Genomic DNA, 22,382 nt, shown 5'->3' on the forward strand with positions numbered 1-22,382 from the left:
CTTTTAACCCCCTTATGGAATCATGTGATCAATTCTCTTTTGATCACCCTTGCTAACAAGAGAAGATTTTCTAAGTTTTCTTAATCTCTTTGCAGTTTTCTTTCCAGTTAAATGTCCTTTATAAGCAAAAAATCTCTTAATTTTGCCACTGCCAGTTCTTTTAAACCTTTTAGCAGAAGCTCTGTGAGTCTTCATCTTTCCCATAAAATCCTCCTTTTATTCATCCTTGGCAGACAAAAACATAATCATATTTTTGCCTTCCATTTTAGGTTTTTTGTCCACAACTCCATACTCAGAAACCAATTCCACGAATTTATCAAGAACTTCTCTACCGATATCAGTATGACCCATTTCTCTACCTCTAAACCTTACGGCAACCTTAACTCTGTCGCCAGATTTCAAGAAGTCAATAGCTCTGTTGGCTTTTGTGTTTAAATCATGAGTTTCAATATTTGGAGTAAGTCTTAACTCCTTAATATTTATGACTTTTTGTTTCTTCTTTGCCTCTTTTTCTTTTTTAATTAGCTCATACCTATATTTGCCATAGTCCATAATTTTACAAACTGGTGGCTTGGCATTAGGAGCAACATTTACAAGGTCAAGTTTACTTGCCTCTGCCATGTCTAAAGCACGATCAACATTAACCACTCCAACTTGATTTCCTTTTTCATCAACTAATCGCACTTCTTTATCTCTGATTTCTTCATTAATTTGAAGTTCTTTAATTTCTAAGCACCTCCATAAAAAAATGCGGACACGCAAAAGGTCCGCAAATAAATTACTAATTTACAAATAACCTTAAACCTTTGGCGTAAGGTGAGAAGCGGACTTCTTCTTAAATTCTTTTCTATTATAATATATACTTTTTAATCTGTCAAGTTATTTACTTACATGTTCTTCATATTTTACAAGTATAATATTTAATAAAATACCAACTAAGGCAGCAAGGGATAATCCACTTAAAGAAACTTGGTTTGTAATTTTTATCTGTAAATTTAAGCCAAGATGAGAGCCTAAACCTATAATCAAGATACTTGCAATAATTATAATATTTTTTAAATTCATTTGTGTGTGAGAATTTTTTAATGTCTTAAATCCAACAAGGGCTATCATTGAAAATAATACAACAGAAATTCCACCCATAACCGCTTGAGGAATAGAAGATAAAAATCCTCCAATTTTTCCTACAAAGGAAAGTATCATTGCAAATATAGCTGCAAGCCTCAAAATTGATGGATCATAATTTTTTGTAATTGCTAAAACTCCTGTATTTTCTCCATAAGTGGTGTTAGCTGGACCTCCGATAAATCCTGCAAACATTGTTGCAAGTCCATCTCCTAAAAGTGTTCTGTTAAGACCAGGGTCTTTAATAAAATTCTTTCCTACAACTTGAGAATTTGTTGTTATATCTCCTAAGTGTTCCATAAATACTGCCATGACAACAGGACAAATTGTTATTATAGCAGAAATAGAAAATGCTGGTAGTTGAAATTTAGGAACTGCTACTATTGAAGCTTGACTTATAAGGCTAGTATCAACAACATTTAAACACAAGGATAATATATAACCAATTATTACTGAAATTATAATGGAAAGTTGTTTAATAAATCCTTTGGCAAAGTTTGAAAGAATCAAGCAGGTTGAAAAAGTTACTGCTGATAAAATAATATTTGTTTTTGCCATATTTAAGGCTGTCGGCAAGAGATTTAATCCTATAACTATAATCATTGGACCGACAATTTGTGGAGGGAAAAATTTTAAAATCTTTCCTACACCAATTCTATTAATTATAAATGAAATGAAAACATATATAAGACCTGCACAAATTATGCCACCTTGAGCATACTCTAAACCCTCTGTTTTTCCTATCAACTGAATTACCGGTATGAAAGCAAAAGATGAGCCTAAAAAAACAGGTACCTTATTTTTTGTACAAAAGTGAAAAATAAGAGTACCTGCTCCTGCAGCAAATATTGCAGTTGAAACATCAAAACCGGTAAGAATAGGAACTAAAACTGTTGCCCCAAACATGGCTATTAAATGTTGAAGACCTAAAACAATTTTTTTCATTGCTTGTAAAACTTTTCTATCGTCTTTAACAATCACTTTATCCATAATTCCTCCTTAAAATTAATAAAATACATCAAGACATTTTTATTAATTTTACTCTTGTGTTTTTAAAATGTCAATCTTTATTTTATTAACTTAAGTTCAAGACCTATGGTAGTTTTATCTTTGTTAGAATCTTTTACAAAAACTTTACCATTGTGAAGGTTAATAACTTTATCAACTAAACATAATCCCAGCCCAGAACCTGACACAGATGAAGATTTATTGACTCTAAAAAATGCTTTGAAAATTTTATCTCTAAATTCTTTAGGAATTTCTATGCCGTTATCACTTATTTCAATATTAATTTTATCTTTATCCCTCTTAAGTTTAATTTTTATATAACCATTCTCTCTATTATATTTTATTGCATTTTCTATAAGATTAAAAAATACCCTATAAATTAATATATCGCTTCCTAAAATTATTCCCCCATCACCTTCAATTTCCATTGAAATATTTTTTTCATCTGCTAGATAAGATAAATCTTCCATTACTTCTTCAATTAAAGGATATAAATCAATTTTTTCATTTCTTTTTATTGTAGAAATTTCACTCATTTGTAATAAAATTTTAGTCAGCTTGCTAAGTCTATCTAACTGATTTTCAAAAGTTTTGGAATTTTTTTCAAATTCCATAAAAGTCATATCTTTATTTTTTTTAATTAGGTCTAGTTGTGTTTGCATTAATGCCAAAGGGGTCCTTAGTTCATGAGCCGCATTAGCTGTAAACTGCCCTTGCTCTTCAAAAGAATCTTCTAACCTTTTTAACATATTATTAAAAGAATGGCTTAGATTTCTAAACTCTAAAACCTCATCCTCGCTAACTAAGGAATCTGTTATATTTGACATTTCTATTTCCTCAATTTTTTTAGAAAATTCCTTCAAAGGCTTTAGGGATTTTCCTGAAACATAGTAGGCAACAAATCCTGATATACAGGTCACAATAAAGGTTGCAATCCATCCCCTATAAGAAAAAGATACTTTTCTTTTGTCTATTTCATGATTAATTTCATCGGAAAAATCATCAAGCTTATCAGATGGAATCGAAATATATAATTTTTCTTCATTATATTTAGAAAAATCACTCACAAAACCTCCTATAGAATCCATATATAAAATACCTTGAAAATAAGACATTAAATTTATACATATACATGAAAATGCTATTAATATAGAAGTCATAATGGTAATTCTCCATTGTAAAGATAATTTTTTCATTTATTATTCTTCCTCCAACTGATAACCCAAACCAACTCTATTTATTATGGGGTCATATTTAAGTGCTTTTTTTAATTTTTTTCTAAGAGCTGAAATATGAACCCTTATGGAATTAGAAAATAGATCAACACTAGAATCCCAAACATGATCTATTAATTCCTCTTGACTGATAGGGCGTCCCCTGTTTAATAAAAGATATTCCAAAATTCCCAACTCTTTTCTTGTTAATGAAATTTCCCTATCATCAATTTTAACAATCCTTTTTTTGCTATCAAAACTTAGATTTTTATAGCTTAGCATCTGATTATTGGTGATAAAATTTCTCCTTGTAAGACTCCTAATTCTTGCCTCTAGCTCATCTAAATGAAAAGGTTTAGAAAGATAGTCGTTAGCTCCCTTGTCAAGCCCTTCAACCTTATCTTTAATCTGACTTCTTGCCGACAAAATAATAATTTTTGTATCTTGGTTAAAAGTTCTAAATTCCTCAAGAATTTCCATACCATCAATTTCTGGTAAATTAAGATCAAGGACAATTAAATCATAATTTTCTACATCTAAAAGCTCCATGGCTTCATTTCCATTGTAAGCAATATCCACTTCATATCCAGATTCTTTCAAGCTCTTTGCTATCATTTGACATAAATCTTTTTCATCTTCAACTATTAATATGCGCATATTCGCCTCCAATATATAAATAATTAAAAAAAAATTAATTTCTTAACACAAATTTTATATAGGATATTGTAACATATACATATGATTTACAGAAAGGGTGATAAAAATAAAGAACAAATTAAAAAGTAAGCTACAGTTTATATTTCTAATAATTTCTGTACTTATGATTACGACTGGTGTATATAGAAATGAAGTACAAACTGTTCTTTCAAAAGCAATAAGAATATGTTTGGAATGTGTGGGTATAGGTTAATGAAAGTTTCAAAAATTTTCTCAAAATTTAGAACATATTGGCAATTTCTTGCCAGCATCCTAACAAATATACATTTACCTAATTTTATTAAGGGAGATATTTATAAAGGTAAGGGAAAAATGGCATGCGTTCCAGGACTTAACTGCTATTCATGCCCAGGAGCTAGTGGATCATGTCCAATAGGTTCTTTTCAAGCTGTCATAGGCTCTTCAAAATTTAAATTTACTTATTATATAAGTGGATTTCTAATTTTAATGGGAGTTTTGTTTGGTAGATTTATTTGTGGTTTTATGTGTCCTTTTGGTTTTTTCCAAGACCTGCTATATAAAATTCCAAGCAAAAAATTTTCCACTAAAAAATTAAAGCCCCTAAAATACTTAAAATATCTTATCTTTTTATTTATGGTATTTCTCCTACCTCTTTTAATAACAAATGAGATAGGTATGGGTAATCCATTTTTTTGCAAATATCTCTGCCCTCAAGGAGTTTTAGAAGGTGCGATTCCACTTTCTATTGTAAATCCAAGTATAAGAGCAGCTCTTGGTAAATTATTTACATGGAAATTATTTTTACTAATAACCTTTACACTTTCAAGTATATTTGTTTATAGACCTTTTTGTAAATTTATATGCCCACTTGGTGCTTTTTATGGTCTATTTAATAAGCTTTCTTTCTTGCAAATGAAAGTAAACTTTGATAAATGTATAGGATGTAAAAAATGCTACAAAGCGTGTAAAATGGATGTAGATGTATGTAAAGATCCAAACCATAACGAATGTATCAGATGTGGTCTATGTATAAATGTCTGTCCCGTAGAAGCTATTGAATTTAGATATGGTTTTGGCAATGGAAAAGAATATTTAAAAGACAAAAATAATAACAAAGGAGTAAATTATGAAAATTAAAAAAATAGTTAGTTTTGCACTTTTATCCATGATGGTTTTTTTCATGGTAGCTTGTAACAAAGATAATTCAAATAATAATGAAGCAAATGTGCAAACTAAAGAAGAAACAAGACTTGATAAAGATCAAGAAAAAAATATGCAAGAAAAGAAAAAAGAGCTTGACGCTAAAATGGAAGAACAAAATAAAATTTTTGAAAAAGATAAAGAACTTTGGGACAAGTTATTCCTCAAAGCTGATAAGTCTAAAGTTGGCGAAAATAAAGATATGCCTTATGAGGACTTTTTAACTCAATTGTTAGAAGAAAATAAGAGTGATTTTACAGATCAAGAAGTAAAAACATTAGAAGAAGGAATAAGTAAAATCAAAGTATTAGCAAAAGATATTCAAAGATTAAATAATGAATATCAAAGCCTTCAATCAAAGAAAATGCCTGATAGAAATGCTGAAACTTTCCCAAGCTTTACTGGAAAAGATTTTGACGGAAATGATGTAGATTCTACACTTATAGAAAATTCTAAATTTACAGTAATGAACTTCTGGTTCAATGGATGTGCTCCATGCGTTGGAGAAATCGGCGATTTAAACAAATTAAATGATAAGCTAAAAGAAAAGGGCGGTCAAGTTATAGGTGTAAACACTGAAGCCCTTGATGGCAATAAAACTGCTATTGAGGAAGCAAAAAAAATATTAGAAACTAAAGGTGGAAAATATAAAAATATTTACTTTGACTCCTCATCAGAAGCTGGTAAATATGCACTTACAGTTACAGGCTTTCCTACAACAATCGTTCTTGATCCTTATGGAAAAATAATGGGAAATCCAATATTAGGACCAATAACTGCTAATGATAATGAAAAACTATTGATGGAACAAATAAATAAAGTATTAGATGCTGATTCCAGCACTCCTATATAATAATTAGGGAGCTATATAATATAGCTCCCACTTTTATTGTCTTATTTTAAAAAAAGTATTTTAATCTTACTTAATTACAGTAAGATCCTTATCATAAGAATTTAAAACCTTACAACCATCTTCAGTTACAAGAACTAAATCTTCAATTCTAACTCCAATTTCTCCAGGAAGATATATGCCAGGTTCTACAGAAAAAATATTTCCCACTTCCATTAGCCTATCATTAGTAAAAGAAACATCACCTTTTTCATGAGTTTCAAGTCCTATAAAGTGTCCTGTTCTATGAGTAAAATATTTTCCATATCCAGCTTTTTCTATTACATCTCTTGCAGCCTTGTCTACATCAGAAACAGGTCTTCCAGCTTTAACTGCAGCAATTCCTGCTAAATTTGCAGCTAAGACTGTATTATATACTTCTTTTGCCTTAGGGCTTACTGACTTATAAAAAAATGTTCTTGTCATATCTGAACAATAATCATCTAAAATACATCCCATATCAACAACTATAGAATCACCATCTTTAGGTAAAGATTCATCAGTAGTGTGGTGAGGATCAGCTCCATTCGCTCCGTAAGCAACTATTGGGTCAAAAGAAAATTCAGATGAACCTAAAGCTTTATAAGATTCCTTTAAAAATAAAGCCATATCTTTTTCGCTTATTCCTTCTTTTAGCTTATCCTTCATCATTTTCATTGCCATATCATTTACTTGAGATGACTTAATCATCTTGTTGATTTCTTCTTCATCTTTAATTGCCCTTAAATCATCTATAAGATCAGATGCTAGAATAAATTTGCAATCACTTCTTTCCATTAGAGGTAACAAGAATTTAGCACATAAATTTTTATCCACTCCAACATTTCCCTTTATATCTTCTAAAACAAGAGAAAGTGGATCATCTGTATCTTGATACCATTTCAATATTGGTCCAAATTCTTCAGTTGGGAATAATTTATTTACATATAAAATCACCCTACCATCAGAAGATACGTTAAGCATAACAAGTCTTTCTTCTGGATGGTACCATTTTTTACAAAAATAATAAATTGCATAAGTATCCGTTATAAGGATATTATTGATATTATTTTCTTTAAGCTTATTAATTAATCTTTCAATTCTATTATTCATAATAACCTCCTTTTAATTTCTTTCATAGGGCTTGCCATCAGCAGATGGTGCTTTTGAACCTTTAACAAATAATACAAGAACCACAAGAGTTAAGATGTAGGGAATCATTGAAAGTAAATTAGTATCTATCTGAATTCCTATAGATCCTAAGAAAATTGAAAGTCCTTGTGCAGCTCCAAATAATAGACAAGCAAGTAGAGCCCCTTGTGGTCTCCAACCTCCAAAAATTACGGCTGCAAGAGCAATAAAACCTTGACCTGAAATTAAGGTTTCTCTGAAGTTTGATACAACAGCCAAAGACATTGCTCCACCTCCAAGTCCAGCCAAAAATCCTGAAGTTAAAACAGCTATATATTTAATAAGATAAGCATTAACACCCAAAGTTTCTGCTGCTCTTGGATGTTCTCCAACAGCTCTTATCCTAAGCCCTAGTTTTGTTTTATATAAAACGAACCAACTTATAAAAACTAAGGCAAATGCAATATAAACTATAACGTATTGAGAAAAAATAATATCTAAATATTTTAATATTGGATAGCGCCCTATCCTTTCTGAAGTAAAAATGCCTTTAAAAACCATAGGTAATTTATTTTGATAGGGTATAGCCTTACTCATGGCAGCTCCATCAAAAAATAATCTGCATAGATATAAAGCAAGTCCTGGTCCCAAAAGATTTATAGCTATACCTGAAACCACATGGTCGGCTGCTAAATTTACAGTAGCAACTGCATGAATTAAACTTAGTGCCATGCCTCCAAGTCCTGCACACAAAAATGCAAGCCAGGGATTTCCACTATAAAAACCAACTGTAGCCCCAACAATAGCCCCAATAGACATCATACCTTCAAGGCCAATGTTTACTACCCCTCCATTTTCACTGATAACTCCACCTAAGGCTGTATAGATTAAAGGTGCAGAATATAAAAGTGTAATAGATAAAATATTTGCTAAATTAAGTAAAAAATCATTCATTTTTTTCTACCTCCTTTTGAGGTTTATTCATAACTTTGGAATTATTTTTAAATTTTTGTTTTAAAATATCAAAAAGTTTAGGCATTGAAATAAATATAATAATAATTCCTATGACAATCTTTACTACTTCTGAATAAGTTCCAATAGTTGTAAGCTTTGCTCCACCATAATTAAGTCCAGAAAAAAGTAGGGCTGCTGGAATTACCCCCAAGGGAGCATTACCGGCAATAAGTGCAACAGCCATTCCGTCAAAACCATAATTTTCCATAGAAGCAAGCTTTCCAATGTGATGATTAACACCTAATACCATAATAGCACCCGCAAGACCAGCTAAAGCTCCTGAAATTGCCATTGATTTTATAATAGATGATTTAATATTTATACCTGCATACTCAGCAGCATCAGCATTGAAACCAACACTTTTAAGCTCATAGCCCAGAGTAGTTTTCTTTAAAATATACCAAATAATTAAGGCACAAATTATAGCTATAATAATTCCCCAGTTAACAGGAGGATTTAATACATCCCTTAAAATTTTATTATGTGATAAAAATGCACGTCCAGCTTGAGATTTTTTCCATTCGCCCAAAAACCTAATACTAGCACTAGCTTTAATAGTATATGAATTATCAGATTCTATACTTCTTAAAGACGGAAAAGTTAAAGAATAATTCAAAAGATAAAATCCAATCCAGTTAAGCATAATAGATGAAATAACTTCATTTACATTGTGGTTAGATTTTAAATATCCAACAATTGCTCCCCACAAGCTTCCGCAAAGTGTTCCCACAATAAGGGCAACTATTGCATGAAGAACAGGTGGAAGATTTAACAAAAGCCCGCTAACTAAGGCTCCTATCGAACCAACAATAAATTGACCTTCAGCCCCAATATTAAATAGACCCGTTTGAAAAGCAAAGGCAACTGAAAGACCTGTTAAAATATAAGGTACAGACCTTACAATAACCCAAGAAACATATTTAGGTTTGCCAAAAGCTCCCAAAAAAATTACCTTATAAGCTTTTATAGGATTAATATTATTAATAAGAAGAATTAAAGAACCTATAAGGACACCAAAAATTATTGCAATAATAGTATAAGTAAATCTTTTATTGATTTTCATTTTTACCCCCAGCCATATAAAGTCCTAATTCTTTCTCATCAGTATCTTCTCTATTGAAAGTTCCAACAATTTTTCCACCATAAATAACAGAAATCTTATCAGATAATGCCAAAATTTCATCAAGTTCAAAAGAAACAAGTAAAACAGCCTTACCCTTATCTCTTTGTTCCACCAAAAACTTTCTAATAAACTCTATAGCCCCAACATCAAGACCTCTGGTTGGTTGTGCTGCGATAAGTACACTCGGATCATTTGATATTTCACGGGCAAGAATAACTTTTTGTTGATTACCCCCTGATAGATCTCCAACTGCATAATTAATATCTCTAGGTCTTACATCAAACTTTTCCGACAAATTATTTGCATATTCTTTGATTTTTTTAAAATTCAAAATACCTTTATTTGAAAATTCATCCTTGTAATAATTTTCCAAAACATAATTTTCTGCTACGGAAAAATCAAGGACAAGCCCCCTTCTATGCCTATCTTCAGGAATATTATTTAAACCATGTTCTTGAATTTCTCTTGGCTTTTTATTAGTTATATCCTTCTTATCTAAAATAATTTTTCCTTTTTCTACTTTTCTAAGACCAGTTAAAGCTTCCAAAAATTCGCTCTGTCCATTTCCATCAACACCAGCAATTCCAAGAATCTCTCCATAGTGAAGGGATAAATTAAGACCATTAACCTTATAAACACCACGAGCATCTTTAACGTGCAAGTCTTCAATTTTTAAAACTTCTGAACCGGGCAATTGGGGTGATTTTTCAACATCTAAGACCACAGCCCTACCGACCATCATATCGGCAAGTTCTTCTTCACTGACATCACAAACATCAACGGTTTTAATTTTTTTGCCACGTCTAATGATTGTACATCTGTCAGCCATCTCCTTAATTTCCTTAAGTTTGTGAGTTATAAGTATAATAGATTTTCCAGAATTTTTAAGATTATTAATAATTCCAACAAGTTCTTCAATTTCCTGTGGAGTCAAAACTGCAGTAGGTTCGTCAAAAATTAATATGTCTGCTCCCCTGTAAAGAACCTTCAAAATTTCCACTCTCTGTTGAGTACCAACAGTTACATCCTGAATTTTTGCATCAGGATCAATTGAAAACCCATATTTTTCTGAAAGATTAACAACATCTTTGCGAGCCTTTTTCATATCCAAGCATATACCTTTAGAAGGCTCCATTCCCAAAACAATATTTTCCACAATATTGAAAGGCTGAATCAGCATAAAATGTTGGTGAACCATTCCAAGTCCTTTTTTTATTGCATCATTAGGGTCTTTAAATTTTACCTCTTCACCGTTAATAAAAATTTGTCCATCTGTAGGCTGAAAAAGACCGTAGAGCATATTCATAAGGGTCGACTTTCCGGCACCATTTTCGCCTAAAAGTGCGTGGACTTCTCCTTTTCTTATATCTAAATTAATCCCATCATTAGCAGTAAAATCACCAAATTTTTTTGTGATATTACGCATCTCAACAACAAGATTTTGCCCTTTATTATCCAAAATAAATTCTCCTTTACTATAATACCTAAATTATATCAAAAAAAATTAAATAGTAAAACTTTAAAGCAAAAATTACTAAATTATAATAAAAACTCTTTTATTAAAAAACATAAAAAAAATCGTCAGGAAAAAATCCCAACGATTAATAATAATATTCAATTAAAATACCCTTGTTGCATTTACATATCTGCTAGAATAATAATCTTCAGACAGTGAACTTTCAATAACTTTTCCAGCACCTGAAGATGCGTGAATAAATTTTCCACCGCCTATGTATATACCAACATGGCTTACACCTGAACCGGTAGTGTTAAAGAAAATCAAATCTCCTTCAATCAAATCGCTTCTATCAACTTGCTTACCAAAGCCAGACTGCTCACTTGATGATCTTGGAAGTTTTATTCCTAACTCATCCTTATAAATAGCATATACTAAACCTGAACAATCAAATCCACCATCTCCAGTAGAACCGTAAACATAAGTTGAACCCATCTTATCATATGCAGAAGCTATGACCTTACTTGCAGTAGGTGAAATATTTTCTGAACTCTTGTATTTAAAGTCATTAAAATCTTGACTGTTGTCTTTATAGGCTTGTTTTGCAATCTTTTCAATTTCTTTAGAATCATTGTCCATAGCAAGCATAATATTTTTTGCTTCATCTTTTGCTTGGACACTGTTACTCTTCTTGCCACTTTCAAGTGAAAGTTTTTCAGCTTCTAAAGTATATTTCTTTCCATTATCATCTTTAATAATGAAATCTCCATCGTTATAGTCAACAACACTAACACTTTCGCCAGCTTTAAGTTTTAACTTACCATTATTACTCTTTGCAACAGCGTTACTTTTGACCTTAACTTCAGTTTTATTTTCTCTCTTATTTGCTACTTTTTCAACAACAGATTTAGAAACATCGCCTACAGTACCATCATTTAATTTTATTGTAACTGTATCTTTATTGTTTTTAACTTCTATAGCATATTCCCCAATAAATAAGTTTCTTACAACTTTACCATCTTTTTTGATCGGTGAGCTCTTAACAACTTTATATGTAGGAATATTAACTTCCTTTACTAAAATCTTATCTTCAGGGATAGTAACTTTAGCCTTTCCCTTCTTAACAATATAAGAATTCCCTGTCTTTTCTACTATATTAACTTGTTCACCTATAGCAAAAGAAATTTCATTTCCACTGTATGTTCTTTGAACATGTTCATTTATGAAAACTCCTGTATCTTTTAAACCTACTATAGATACTGCACAAAGAGCAACTAAGCCCATTGGCAACTTATTCTTAATAGACCACAAAATTAAACAACTCCTATACCTAAGATTAATATAATTAGAGTATAGCAAACAAGTTACAAAAAAGCAACAAAAAGTTACAAAATTGTTAAGAAATTTTTAACATTTTTGTAACTTTATTACAAGCAAGTCTATAAGCTGCGTTCTGTTTTGTCAACTATCTATCTTATTCCACTGTTGCCAGAGGACTTTAGCGACCTACCTTACGGCAGATACGAGCAGCATCTGTTATTCCTATTTGGTCTTGCTCCAGATGGGGTTTACATGGCATTATTATCACTAATAATCCGGTGAGCTCTTACCTCGCCTTTCCACCCTTACCAATAATGGCGGTATATTTCTGTTGCACTAGCCTTGGGGTCGCCCCCACTTGTCGTTAACAAGCATCTTTGCTCTGTGGAGCGCAGACTTTCCTCACATTTTGTGCAGTTGACCAACTTACTTACATCCATTTTAACAAAATTTTTTTATAAATTCAACATCAAAACATCTCATAGGAAGAATCTTCTTTTATATAAATATTAAGTTCAGAAAATTTTTCTAAAAGCTTCTCTTTTATTCTTGGAAGAATTAATTTTTCACTGTGAAAATGCCCTATATCCATAGCTATAATATTATTTTCATAGGCATATTGACCATCATGATATTTGATATCTCCTGAAATGAAAAGCTGACTGCCGTTTTTTATTGCCTCATCCATATAGGAAGACCCAGCACCGCCGCATAGAGAAACTCTTTTTATCTTTTTATCTTTACCATAAGTCCTGATATTTTTAATATTTAACTTATCCCTAAAGTCTTTTAAGATTTCTTCAAGACTTTTTTCCTCTTTTAGTTCACCCACAATCCCAATAGGTAAACCATCATCAAGGGCTAGACTTTCTTGGTTCTTTAAATCTAAAAATCTAGCCAAAGAAAAGTTTACCCCATCACTAACCACATCAAGGGTTGTATGACCACTGTAAACAGAAATTTTATTATTAATTAAAGATAAAATTAAATCTCCCCTGTAGCTTCCTTCGATTATATTTTTTTCACCACCAAAAAATAAGGGGTGGTGACTTATTATAGCTTGGCAATTATTATTTTTTGCCATTTCTAAACTCTTATCATCAACATCAAGGCACAAAAGTATATTAGAAATATATGTATCAAAATATATTTGCATACCTGAATTATCCCAACCCATCATATACTCTTTCTTTGCCCACATATCCATAAAATCAAAAATCTCTTTACTTTTGTACTTCATCTAATATCTCCTTTAACTCAATATTTTCCTCTCTGAGTTTATCCTTTTTATAAATGCTTCTTGTGCTTGATCCTTCAATATTTTCAATAATAAAAATATTATAATTTATCAGATATTTTAAAAATTCAATAAGGTCCTTATCTTTTCTATTCCTCAAAAGCTTTGAAACCTTCAAATCAATATCTCTATATTCTTCTTTGATTGCCTTATAATTTGCCACTATTATATGGAAAAATTTATTATCTTCAAAAACAATTTTTTCATCAAGTATTTTAAAACCCTTATCATATAAAAACTTTCTGAGATAATCCACCTGTTGCATAGGTTGTAAAATCAGTTTTTCTGCTTGCCTTGCCTTTTCAAAATCCCTATCTAAAATTTTAGAGATTAAAATTCCTCCCATACCTGCAATGATTATCTGATCAACTGGTGGAATTTTTTCAAGACCGTTGCAAACAATATGTTCGATTTTCCCCTTATTTCCCCTAAGCTCTGAAAATTCTATGGCTTTATTTAATGAATTTAAGGAAATGTCAGTTGCTATTATTTTTCTATTATAATCTTCCTCATATAGAAAATTTGGCACAAATCCATGATCTGTGCCTATATCTGCAATTATTTTATTTTTATCACAAAAATTTACAATTGCTCTTAATCGCTTTGATAACTTAATCATTCTAAGAAGTCCTTTAATTTCTTGCTTCTTGATGGATGACGAAGCTTTCTAATAGCCTTAGCTTCAATTTGTCTTATTCTTTCACGAGTAACTGCAAACTCTTTACCAACTTCCTCTAAAGTTCTCGCTCTTCCGTCATCTAAACCGAATCTCAAAGTTAAAACTTTCTTTTCTCTATCAGTTAATGTTTCCAAAACCGTAGAAAGTTGTTCCCTTAGTAGGGTAAAAGTTGCCGCATCTTGTGGAGATAAAATTTCTTCATCAGGAATAAAATCGCCTAAGTGAGAATCTTCTTCTTCTCCTATTGGTGTTTCTAAAGAAACGGGTTCCTGAGCAATTTTTTGAATTTCTCTAACCTTTTCAACATCAATACTCATTTCTTTGGCAATTTCTTCAGGAAGTGGATCTCTTCCTAATTCTTGAACCAATTGTCTCTGAACTCTTACAAGTTTATTAATTGTTTCAACCATATGAACAGGAATTCTTATTGTTCTAGCTTGGTCAGCTATAGCTCTTGTTATAGCTTGTCTTATCCACCATGTTGCATAAGTTGAAAATTTAAATCCCTTAGTGTAGTCAAACTTATCGACAGCTTTCATTAGGCCTAGATTTCCTTCTTGAATTAAATCAAGAAAACTCATTCCCCTACCCACATATCTTTTGGCAATAGAAACTACTAAACGAAGATTAGCTTCTGCAAGTTCTTTCTTTGCAGAGTTATCACCATTTTCCATTCTCTTGGCAATTTCCACTTCCTCATCTCCAGTTAAAAGAGGAATTTTTCCAATTTCTTTCAGATACATTCTGACAGGATCATCAACACTTATTCCCTTGGGAACAGATAAGTCTTCTTTTTCTACATCAATTTCTTCCTTAAAATCCTTATCTCTTTCATCATTTAGTAATTCAATTCCATCATTTTCAAAATCCTTATAGATAGAGTCAATTTCTTGTGAATCCATAGGAATATCTTCTAAGGCAAAGGATATTTCGTCATAAGTGAGATGCCCCTTTTCCTTACCTTCTTTTTTTAAGTTATTAATAGTGGTATCTTTATTACCTGTTTGTTTTTTCTCACTCATCTTTTACACCCTCATTTATATCATTTAATTCTAAATTTATTGTTCGCAAATCATTTATCACTTTTTCAAAAATCTCCTTATCTTTTGAATTTGACTTAGCTATTGAATCAAGTTGATTCAAAAGATTTTCTTTTTCTTGCAAAAGCCAAGACCTTTTTAAAGTTAATAAATAATCAGAAATTATTTTATTCCCTTCCGGTTCATCAACAATCAAAGATATTATTTCCTTATATGTTTCAGAACTTACAAGACCCTTATTTATTAAATCTTTAAAAAAATCATCTTTTTCTATTTTTTTGTCATAATAATTTTCCAATTCTTCAAAAATTATTCTAATTTCTACTGAAGAAAATAAAGTAAGTTCAACTTTTGATTTAATATAATCGTAAAAATCATGACCAGCTAAACAATAGGCTATAAGACCCTTTTGAGCCTTTATGTTACCCGATTGAAGCTTTCCTTTAGGCTTTATTATTTTTTTGGGTTTATCAAATTTCTTTTTAGGTCTGTTTTTATTTATAAGGCTTATATAAGAATTTAAAGATATGGTAGAAATACCATAAGTCTTACAAAAATTCTTCATATACACATCTCTTTCAATTGGATTTTTGATTGAAGATAAAATTTTTCCTGCCTCCATAGTAAATTTAGATAAACCATCTGAGCTTGACAGATTAAATTTTCCCTTTAAATTGTCAATTTTAAAATCCAAAAAAGATTTACCATTAGCCACTTGACCTTCAAAGCTAATTTTGCCATATTTTTTTATATATTCATCAGGATCAAGACCCTCAGCAAGAGAAATAATCTTTGGGCTTATCCCCTCAGAAAGCATAATATCAATGGCACGAACTGTTGCGTTTATTCCTGCACTGTCACCATCATAGCAGATATAAATATCCTTGGCATACCTTTTTATAAGCCCTGCCTGAGCTTGAGTTAGAGATGTCCCAAGACTTGCTACGCTATAATTTATACCACTATTATATAATGAAATAACATCCATGTATCCTTCAACTAAAATAATTTTATCTCGAGAAGCTTCCTTAGAAATAAGGTTTAAATTAAATAAATTGCTCCCCTTATGAAAAATTAAATTCTCGGAAGAATTTAGGTATTTTGGTTTCTCATCTCCTAAAACTCTTCCACCAAAAGCAATAACACGACCCTTGGTATCTATAATTGGAAACATTATTCTATTTCTAAATCTGTCATAAGTTTTACCCTTGGAAGATGAAAGTAAATTAATCTCTACAAGTTCTTCCTCCTTGTATCCCAAAGATAAAAGATGATTTTTTAAATTATCCCAACTATCATTTGCAAAGCCTAGACCATATTTATTGATAACAGCAGGTGAAATTTCTCTCTTTCTCAGGTAATTCATACCCAATTTTGAATTTTTTAAATTATTATAAAAAAATAAGGCAGCTTGTCTATTGATTTCGTAAAATCTCTGAGCTTTGTCCTTTAATTCCTTATCTTTTTTAGAATAATGCGCCTGCCTAAGTTCAATATTATATTTGTCTGCTAAAAACTTAATAGCCTCACGAAAGCCAAGCCCTTCCCTTTTCATAACAAAACTTATTACATCTCCGCCTTCACCACAACCGAAACACTTAAAAATTCCCTTTGATGGTGAAAGGCTAAAAGATGGAGTTTTCTCATTATGAAAAGGACAAAGTCCAATATAATTGGCTCCGCTTCTTTTCAAATTAACATATTGAGATATAAGTTCATAAATATCAACCTTATCCCTAATTTCTTCCAATAAGTTATCATCAATTATAAAACTCATTTCTACTCCAATTTTTAGGTAAAAATAAATTTTTCCATTCCCTCACTGCAAAAGTATCAGTCATTCCAGCAATATAATCTGTAATAATATCTTCCTTACTATGGTCAATGCTCTCATATAATGCCAAATGTTTTTTATCTAGTATATCAAAATTATTCATATAATAATCAAATAAATCTGTCAGAAGTCTTGTAATCTTCTTATCTTCACTTTTTACAGTTGGGTTAAAATATACCTTATCAAACATGAATTTTCTCAAATCCATGGTAGCTCTATAAATTTCTTCTTCCATTTCTACAATTGGTTTGCCAAAAGACTTTTTAATAATTGAAGAAATCATTGTATTTATTCTCTTTGAGTGGCTGTATCCCAAAATATCAAGTATATCCTTGGGTAAATCTTCTTTTTTAATTATTCCAGCCCTAATAGCATCATCAATATCGTGATTAATATAGGCAATTCTGTCAGCAAATTTAATAATAGTGCCTTCAAGAGTCGAAGCCTTGTTATCGCCTTGATGATTTAAAATACCATCACGAACTTCAAAGGTCAAATTAAGACCTATCCTTTTTTCAGAAGATTCTAAAAAATCAACAACTCTTAGAGATTGCTTATAATGTTTAAAACCCTTTGGATTTAATTTATCTAAAATTTCTTCGCCGAAATGTCCAAAAGGCGTATGTCCAAGGTCATGACCAAGACCTATAGCTTCAACTAAATCTTCATTTAATCCCAAAGCCCTTGCAATAGTTCTACCTATCTGAGCAACTTCAAGAGTATGGGTTAACCTTGTTCTGTAATGATCACCTTCAGGAGTTATGAATACTTGAGTTTTGTGTTTTAATCTTCTAAAAGATTTTGAATGAATAATTCTATCTCTATCCCTTTGAAAATCTGTCCTTATATTACATTTTTCTTCAAAAACTTGCCTACCCTTAGAGTCCTTAGCCAAAGTAGCGTAAGGTTTTAAAATTTTTTCTTCAAGTTCTTCATATACTTCTCTAGTGTTCATTTTTACCTCAATTCAAGTTTTTTAAGCCTTTCAATAATAATTTCTGCTGTTTCTTCTATAGCCTTATGGGAAACATCAATCACAAAACATCCCAATTCGTCCATAACCTGTTTAGAATAATCAATTTCATCTTTAATTCTATCAATATTTGCATACTTTGCACCACTAGCAAGACCTAAACTTTTTAATCTTTCTTCTCTTATAGAAATTAGTTTGTTTGGATTAGCAATAAGACCTATAACTCTATTTACATCTTTTTCATAAACTTCCTTAGGAACAGGAACTTCAGGCACCAAAGGCACATTTGCAACCTTATATAATTTGTTAGCAAGATACATAGAAAGTGGTGTCTTAGAAGTTCTAGAAATTCCAACAAGACAAATATCAGCTTTTCTTACTCCTCTTGGGTCTTTGCCATCATCATATTTAACAGCAAACTCAATAGCTTCAACTTTTTTAAAATAATTTTGGTCAAGCCTTCTTATAAGACCAGGTTCACGAAGTGGAGGATATCCTAAAATATTTTCTAACTGATTCATAGGTTGACCCATAACATCAACAGTATAAAGACCAAGTTCCTTAGATTTTTCCTCAATAAAATTACGAGTTTCTAAAACCACGTTGGTATATACAATCAGTGAATTTTTTATTTTTGCAGCTTCCTCTAAAAGAGGTTTTATTTGCTCGATGGAGTTGTGGTATGGATATCTCCTAATTTGATAATTTTCAGATTCAAATTGACGTACACTTGATGTGGCAATAAGTTCACCTGTTTCACCAATAGAATCTGAAATAACATATATGACTAAAGTATTCTCTAAATCTTTCATAAATCTCCTTAAATTATTTCGCCCTTACACATTTCCACAAACATTCTGTTAACATTAGTTTTTGTGAATCTTCCAACAACTGTTAAAATTCCATTTTCCTCTTCAACAACAGGAAGGGAATCTACCCCTCTCTCATCAATAAGTCTTGCTCCCTCAAATGCAGTATCCAAAGGCCCTATAGTAACCAAATTAGGCATCCTCGTCATAACAAGACTTATAGGAGTATTGTGAATATCCATGCCGCCTATAGTAGTTCTGATCAAATCTTTTCTTGAAACAACACCTGTTAAATTTCTATTGTTTGTGATAAAAACTGAAGAAACATCTTCCAAGAAAAGTCCAACAATAACATCATAAACACTCGCCGTTTCTTCCATAACAAAGGGAACAGACATATAATCTTCTATTTTAAGTTCCTTAATATGGTCTACCACAAGAGATAACTCAGAGCGACCCGTATAAAAATAGCCAACATTTGGTCTTGCTCCCAAAATATTTATCATAGTTAAAACTGCTAAATCAGGTCTGATAGTAGCCCTAGAAACCCCGAGGCTTGTGGCTATTTCATCTCCAGTAATGGGAGCTTTCTCTTTAACTATTTGAATTATTTTAAGTTGTCTCTTACTTAAATCCAAATCATCACACCCCTAATCGAGGACAATTTTTTCTATTGCAAAAATTCTTGAAACAACATTTTCTACCCTATTGATAAGGGCAAGTCTGTTATCTCTAATAGAAGTATCCTTATCCATTACCATAACCTTGTCAAAAAATTCATCAATATATGGAGTCAATGAATCACAAAGGTTCAAATAATCATAAAATTTATTAGCGTTGTTATAGGCTTCAAGTTCAGCCTTGATATTTTCTATTTGACTAAATAATTTCTTTTCAGCATCTTCCTTGAAAAGCTCAGCATCAACTTCTTTAAATTCAGAAACTTTAGAAGTCAAGTTGTAAATTCTCTCAAAAGAATCAACAAACTTGGACCTGTCATTTTCCTTAAACCACTTATCAACTTGAGGTGCCTTTTTAAAGATAATATGAATTTTATCTTCACTTTCTAAAATTGCATCAATAACATCATATCTATAATCTAAATCTTCAAGCATAACCTTAATTCTTTGCTTGAAAAATTCCTTAAGATTTTTCATAACAGCTTCATAATTTAAGGTAAGTCCCATTTTATTAACATACTCATAAAGAGCTTGAGATAAAATAGAATCAAGATTAAGTTCCCAGTTGTTATTTCTAATTATATTAATAAGACCAATTGCACTACGTCTTAATCCAAAGGGGTCAAGAGATCCAGTTGGAACTTTGTCAATAGCAAAAAGTCCTGAAATTGTATCTATCTTATCGGCAATAGAATAAATAGAACCTACAGTAGTTTTTGGAAGATCATCCCCCTTAAACCTCGGTAAATATTGCTCATAAATTGCAGAATTTACAATATCTTTTTCACCGGAAAGTTTTGCATAAATAGATCCCATAATTCCTTGAAGTTCTGTAAATTCAACAACCATATGAGTAGTCAAATCAGCCTTAGAAAGATATGCAGTTCTTTTTAAGGACTCAAGTGTTTCATCAGCAACTTCCAAATTCTTTCCTATTTCTAATGCAATAGCTTCATTACGTTCTTCTTTTTCTCTCATGTTGCCAAGCTTATCTAAGAAATTTACACCACTTAGGGCATCAACATAATCTTCAAGAGGTTTAGAAATATCTTCTTCATAGAAGAACTTAGCATCAGAAAGTCTAGCTCCTAAGACCTTTTCATTTCCCTTTATTACAATATCTTCATAATCATGATTTCCATTTCTTATAGTAATAAAATATGGAAGAAGTTCACCCTTATCATCATAAATAGGAGTGTAACGCAGATGGTCAATCATAGTAGTTGTGATAACTTCCTTAGGTAAAATTAAAAATTCTTTTTTTATAGTTCCCTTTATAGGAGTTGGATATTCAACTATATAAACAAGTTCCTCTAAAAGATCTTTATTTTCTTTTATTTCTCCACCAAGGGATCTGGCAATTTTTTTAGATTCAAACCTTATAATTTCTTCTCTTCTATTTTGGTCTAAAATTACAAAATTTTCTTCTAAAAGTTTTGCATAGTTATCAACATTATCAATAACAATATTATCAGACCCTAAAAATCTGTGTCCACGAGTAATATTTGAAACCGGAATACCTTCAAAAGGAAATTCTACAACTTCATCATTAAGAATAGAAACAATCCATCTTATAGGTCTTGGAAATTTAATATTTTTTCCACCCCATTTCATGTTACGAGGTAGATTAATATGATAAATCATATCAGGAATAATATTTTTTAAAACTTCTTTAGCATCAAGACCCCTCTTTTTAATGATGGCAAAAACATATTTGTTGCCCTTAACTTCCCTTTGTTCTAGATCCTTTAGGCTTATATTTTGAGATTTCATAAAGCCTTCTAGTGGTTTTGTGGGATTACCATCTTCATCAAAAGAAATTTTTACAGAAGGACCTTTAACTTCCTTATTAATATCATCTTGCCTATCAAAAATTCCATTTATATATAGAGAAAGCCTTCTAGGAGTAGCATAAACTTCTAATGAATCATACTTGAGGTCATTTTCACTAAGTGATTTTTCAATTTTTTCTCTAATTTGTTCCATGGCAAGATTTACAAATCTTGATGGTAATTCTTCTACTCCTATTTCTAAAAGATACCTATTCATTAGAAACTCCTTTCAAAAGCGGATAACCCATTTCTTTTCTTTGTATTAAATATGCTTCAGCTACAAGTTTTGCTAAATTACGCACCCTTCCAATATAAGTAGTTCTTTCAGAAACAGAAATTGCTCCTCTTGCATCTAATAAATTAAAAGTATGTGAGCATTTTAAAGTATAGTCATAGGCATCAAGCACAATTCCCTCATCAATAACTCTCATGGCTTCTTTTTCATAAACATCAAATAAATTTCTTAGAAGTTTGACATCACTTACCTCAAAAGCATATTTGGAATGTTCATATTCAGCAACTTTAAAAACATCTCCATAAGTTATTTTATCGTTATACTTTATATCATAAACAGAATCCACATCTTGTAAATACATGGCAATTCTTTCAAGACCATAAGTAAGCTCTGCACTTTCAAGATCGAGATTAACTCCTCCCACTTGTTGAAAATAAGTAAATTGAGTTATTTCCATCCCGTCAAGCCAAACTTCCCAACCAAGACCCCAAGCTCCAAGAGTTGGAGATTCCCAGTTATCTTCCACAAATCTTATATCATGTTTTTTTGGATCAATACCAATAGTAACAAGCGAATCAAGATAAAGCTCTTGAACATTTGCAGGAGATGGCTTTAAAATAACTTGCATTTGATGGTGTTGATATAATCTGTTAGGATTTTCACCATAACGTCCATCAGCAGGTCTTCTTGAAGGCTCAACATAACAAACCTTCCATTCTTCAGGGCCTAAAGCGCGAAGAAAAGTTTGAGGATTCATAGTACCTGCTCCCTTTTCAATATCGTAAGGCTGCATGATAATACAACCCTTGTCACTCCAATATTTTTGTAAATTAATAATTAATTCCTGGAAATTCATATATTCCTCC

General features: G+C 31.2%; 22 protein-coding genes and 1 other RNA gene. 3 read left to right on the plus strand and 20 right to left on the minus strand.

Annotated elements, in window-relative coordinates; genetic code table 11:
• Positions 1-12: 12 nt before the first annotated feature.
• The 5 genes from rpmI to F594_RS0102250 all read right to left on the minus strand — a co-directional run bounded on the left by rpmI (position 13) and on the right by F594_RS0102250 (position 4,004).
• Positions 13-204 carry a 50S ribosomal protein L35 gene (rpmI, locus tag F594_RS0102230; protein WP_004824787.1) on the minus strand — a complete coding sequence of 64 codons (192 nt, stop codon included), beginning with the start codon at positions 202-204 and terminating at the stop codon, positions 13-15.
• A 12-nt stretch (positions 205-216) separates the two neighbouring features.
• Positions 217-762 (minus strand): translation initiation factor IF-3, encoded by a 546-nt coding sequence (infC, locus tag F594_RS0102235; protein ID WP_004824859.1) that lies wholly within the window; start codon positions 760-762, stop codon positions 217-219.
• A 117-nt stretch (positions 763-879) separates the two neighbouring features.
• Positions 880-2,115, minus strand: a complete 1,236-nt coding sequence (locus F594_RS0102240) for a uracil-xanthine permease family protein (RefSeq protein WP_019034386.1) — start codon at positions 2,113-2,115, stop codon at positions 880-882.
• Positions 2,116-2,192: 77 nt separating this feature from the next.
• Positions 2,193-3,329: a sensor histidine kinase gene (locus F594_RS0102245; RefSeq protein WP_019034387.1), complete on the minus strand. Its 1,137-nt coding sequence runs from the start codon at positions 3,327-3,329 to the stop codon at positions 2,193-2,195.
• Positions 3,330-3,332: 3 nt separating this feature from the next.
• Complete coding sequence (locus tag F594_RS0102250) at positions 3,333-4,004, minus strand: response regulator transcription factor (RefSeq protein WP_019034388.1); 672 nt, start codon at positions 4,002-4,004, stop codon at positions 3,333-3,335.
• A 97-nt stretch (positions 4,005-4,101) separates the two neighbouring features.
• Between F594_RS0102250 and F594_RS09720 the strand changes: the two genes are divergently transcribed.
• The 3 genes from F594_RS09720 to F594_RS0102260 are packed head-to-tail and all read left to right on the plus strand — an operon-like array spanning position 4,102 to position 6,078.
• Complete coding sequence (locus F594_RS09720; RefSeq protein WP_100067836.1) at positions 4,102-4,257, plus strand: CD1871A family CXXC motif-containing protein; 156 nt, start codon at positions 4,102-4,104, stop codon at positions 4,255-4,257.
• On the plus strand, positions 4,257-5,162 hold the full coding sequence (locus tag F594_RS10070) for a 4Fe-4S binding protein (protein WP_019034389.1): 906 nt from the start codon (positions 4,257-4,259) through the stop codon (positions 5,160-5,162). The genes F594_RS09720 and F594_RS10070 overlap by 1 nt, the downstream gene beginning before the upstream one ends.
• Complete coding sequence (locus F594_RS0102260; RefSeq protein ID WP_019034390.1) at positions 5,152-6,078, plus strand: TlpA disulfide reductase family protein; 927 nt, start codon at positions 5,152-5,154, stop codon at positions 6,076-6,078. Before F594_RS10070 ends, F594_RS0102260 begins: the two co-directional genes overlap by 11 nt.
• A gap of 66 nt (positions 6,079-6,144) precedes the next feature.
• On the opposite strand, the gene F594_RS0102265 is transcribed toward F594_RS0102260, so the two are convergent.
• The 15 genes from F594_RS0102265 to glyQ form a co-directional block, all read right to left on the minus strand.
• Positions 6,145-7,206 carry a M24 family metallopeptidase gene (locus F594_RS0102265; protein ID WP_019034391.1) on the minus strand — a complete coding sequence of 354 codons (1,062 nt, stop codon included), beginning with the start codon at positions 7,204-7,206 and terminating at the stop codon, positions 6,145-6,147.
• 12 nt (positions 7,207-7,218) lie between these two features.
• Complete coding sequence (locus F594_RS0102270) at positions 7,219-8,178, minus strand: ABC transporter permease (protein ID WP_004824868.1); 960 nt, start codon at positions 8,176-8,178, stop codon at positions 7,219-7,221.
• Positions 8,171-9,301 carry an ABC transporter permease gene (locus F594_RS0102275; RefSeq protein ID WP_019034392.1) on the minus strand — a complete coding sequence of 377 codons (1,131 nt, stop codon included), beginning with the start codon at positions 9,299-9,301 and terminating at the stop codon, positions 8,171-8,173. The genes F594_RS0102270 and F594_RS0102275 overlap by 8 nt, the downstream gene beginning before the upstream one ends.
• Entirely contained in the window at positions 9,288-10,820 is a 1,533-nt protein-coding gene (locus tag F594_RS0102280; protein WP_019034393.1) for an ABC transporter ATP-binding protein, read from the minus strand. The genes F594_RS0102275 and F594_RS0102280 overlap by 14 nt, the downstream gene beginning before the upstream one ends.
• 159 nt (positions 10,821-10,979) lie before the next feature.
• Positions 10,980-12,128, minus strand: coding sequence for a C40 family peptidase (locus F594_RS0102285; protein WP_019034394.1), 1,149 nt, complete (start codon positions 12,126-12,128; stop codon positions 10,980-10,982).
• A gap of 115 nt (positions 12,129-12,243) precedes the next feature.
• Positions 12,244-12,570, minus strand: an RNA gene (gene rnpB, locus F594_RS09375) — RNase P RNA component class A.
• Between the two features lie 36 nt (positions 12,571-12,606).
• Positions 12,607-13,377, minus strand: a complete 771-nt coding sequence (locus F594_RS0102290; protein ID WP_019034395.1) for a Nif3-like dinuclear metal center hexameric protein — start codon at positions 13,375-13,377, stop codon at positions 12,607-12,609.
• Complete coding sequence (locus F594_RS0102295; protein ID WP_019034396.1) at positions 13,361-14,053, minus strand: tRNA (adenine(22)-N(1))-methyltransferase; 693 nt, start codon at positions 14,051-14,053, stop codon at positions 13,361-13,363. Before F594_RS0102295 ends, F594_RS0102290 begins: the two co-directional genes overlap by 17 nt.
• Complete coding sequence (rpoD, locus tag F594_RS0102300; RefSeq protein WP_009345272.1) at positions 14,050-15,135, minus strand: RNA polymerase sigma factor RpoD; 1,086 nt, start codon at positions 15,133-15,135, stop codon at positions 14,050-14,052. Before rpoD ends, F594_RS0102295 begins: the two co-directional genes overlap by 4 nt.
• Positions 15,128-16,930 carry a DNA primase gene (dnaG, locus tag F594_RS0102305; protein ID WP_019034397.1) on the minus strand — a complete coding sequence of 601 codons (1,803 nt, stop codon included), beginning with the start codon at positions 16,928-16,930 and terminating at the stop codon, positions 15,128-15,130. The genes rpoD and dnaG overlap by 8 nt, the downstream gene beginning before the upstream one ends.
• A complete protein-coding gene (locus F594_RS0102310; protein WP_019034398.1) occupies positions 16,914-17,942 on the minus strand; it encodes a deoxyguanosinetriphosphate triphosphohydrolase in 1,029 nt (342 codons plus the stop codon). The genes dnaG and F594_RS0102310 overlap by 17 nt, the downstream gene beginning before the upstream one ends.
• A 2-nt stretch (positions 17,943-17,944) precedes the next feature.
• The gene (locus tag F594_RS0102315) at positions 17,945-18,772 is read right to left on the minus strand and encodes a pyruvate, water dikinase regulatory protein (RefSeq protein ID WP_004824816.1); all 828 of its coding nucleotides are present in this window, start codon (positions 18,770-18,772) and stop codon (positions 17,945-17,947) included.
• 8 nt (positions 18,773-18,780) lie between these two features.
• Positions 18,781-19,407 (minus strand): helix-turn-helix transcriptional regulator, encoded by a 627-nt coding sequence (locus tag F594_RS0102320; protein WP_004824796.1) that lies wholly within the window; start codon positions 19,405-19,407, stop codon positions 18,781-18,783.
• Positions 19,408-19,419: 12 nt separating this feature from the next.
• On the minus strand, positions 19,420-21,498 hold the full coding sequence (gene glyS, locus F594_RS0102325) for a glycine--tRNA ligase subunit beta (protein WP_019034399.1): 2,079 nt from the start codon (positions 21,496-21,498) through the stop codon (positions 19,420-19,422).
• A complete protein-coding gene (gene glyQ / locus F594_RS0102330) occupies positions 21,491-22,372 on the minus strand; it encodes a glycine--tRNA ligase subunit alpha (protein ID WP_004824858.1) in 882 nt (293 codons plus the stop codon). The genes glyS and glyQ overlap by 8 nt, the downstream gene beginning before the upstream one ends.
• Positions 22,373-22,382: the final 10 nt, after the last annotated feature.

This window comes from Peptoniphilus lacrimalis DSM 7455, from assembly GCF_000378725.1.
GTDB classification, from domain to species: Bacteria; Bacillota; Clostridia; order Tissierellales; family Peptoniphilaceae; genus Peptoniphilus_A; species Peptoniphilus_A lacrimalis.

Bases quoted from the DNA above. Each gene is read 5' to 3' on its own strand.
- F594_RS0102310 (WP_019034398.1), bottom strand. From the start codon at position 17,942: ATGAACACTAGAGAAGTATATGAAGAACTTGAAGAAAAAATTTTAAAA.
- F594_RS0102290 (WP_019034395.1), bottom strand. From the start codon at position 13,377: ATGAAGTACAAAAGTAAAGAGATTTTTGATTTTATGGATATGTGGGCA.
- rpoD (WP_009345272.1), bottom strand. From the start codon at position 15,135: ATGAGTGAGAAAAAACAAACAGGTAATAAAGATACCACTATTAATAAC.
- F594_RS0102250 (WP_019034388.1), bottom strand. From the start codon at position 4,004: ATGCGCATATTAATAGTTGAAGATGAAAAAGATTTATGTCAAATGATA.
- F594_RS0102295 (WP_019034396.1), bottom strand. From the start codon at position 14,053: ATGATTAAGTTATCAAAGCGATTAAGAGCAATTGTAAATTTTTGTGAT.
- F594_RS10070 (WP_019034389.1), top strand. From the start codon at position 4,257: ATGAAAGTTTCAAAAATTTTCTCAAAATTTAGAACATATTGGCAATTT.
- F594_RS0102270 (WP_004824868.1), bottom strand. From the start codon at position 8,178: ATGAATGATTTTTTACTTAATTTAGCAAATATTTTATCTATTACACTT.
- F594_RS0102260 (WP_019034390.1), top strand. From the start codon at position 5,152: ATGAAAATTAAAAAAATAGTTAGTTTTGCACTTTTATCCATGATGGTT.
- F594_RS0102275 (WP_019034392.1), bottom strand. From the start codon at position 9,301: ATGAAAATCAATAAAAGATTTACTTATACTATTATTGCAATAATTTTT.
- rpmI (WP_004824787.1), bottom strand. From the start codon at position 204: ATGGGAAAGATGAAGACTCACAGAGCTTCTGCTAAAAGGTTTAAAAGA.
- glyS (WP_019034399.1), bottom strand. From the start codon at position 21,498: ATGAATAGGTATCTTTTAGAAATAGGAGTAGAAGAATTACCATCAAGA.
- F594_RS0102245 (WP_019034387.1), bottom strand. From the start codon at position 3,329: ATGAAAAAATTATCTTTACAATGGAGAATTACCATTATGACTTCTATA.
- F594_RS0102265 (WP_019034391.1), bottom strand. From the start codon at position 7,206: ATGAATAATAGAATTGAAAGATTAATTAATAAGCTTAAAGAAAATAAT.
- dnaG (WP_019034397.1), bottom strand. From the start codon at position 16,930: ATGAGTTTTATAATTGATGATAACTTATTGGAAGAAATTAGGGATAAG.
- glyQ (WP_004824858.1), bottom strand. From the start codon at position 22,372: ATGAATTTCCAGGAATTAATTATTAATTTACAAAAATATTGGAGTGAC.
- F594_RS0102240 (WP_019034386.1), bottom strand. From the start codon at position 2,115: ATGGATAAAGTGATTGTTAAAGACGATAGAAAAGTTTTACAAGCAATG.
- F594_RS0102315 (WP_004824816.1), bottom strand. From the start codon at position 18,772: ATGAAAGATTTAGAGAATACTTTAGTCATATATGTTATTTCAGATTCT.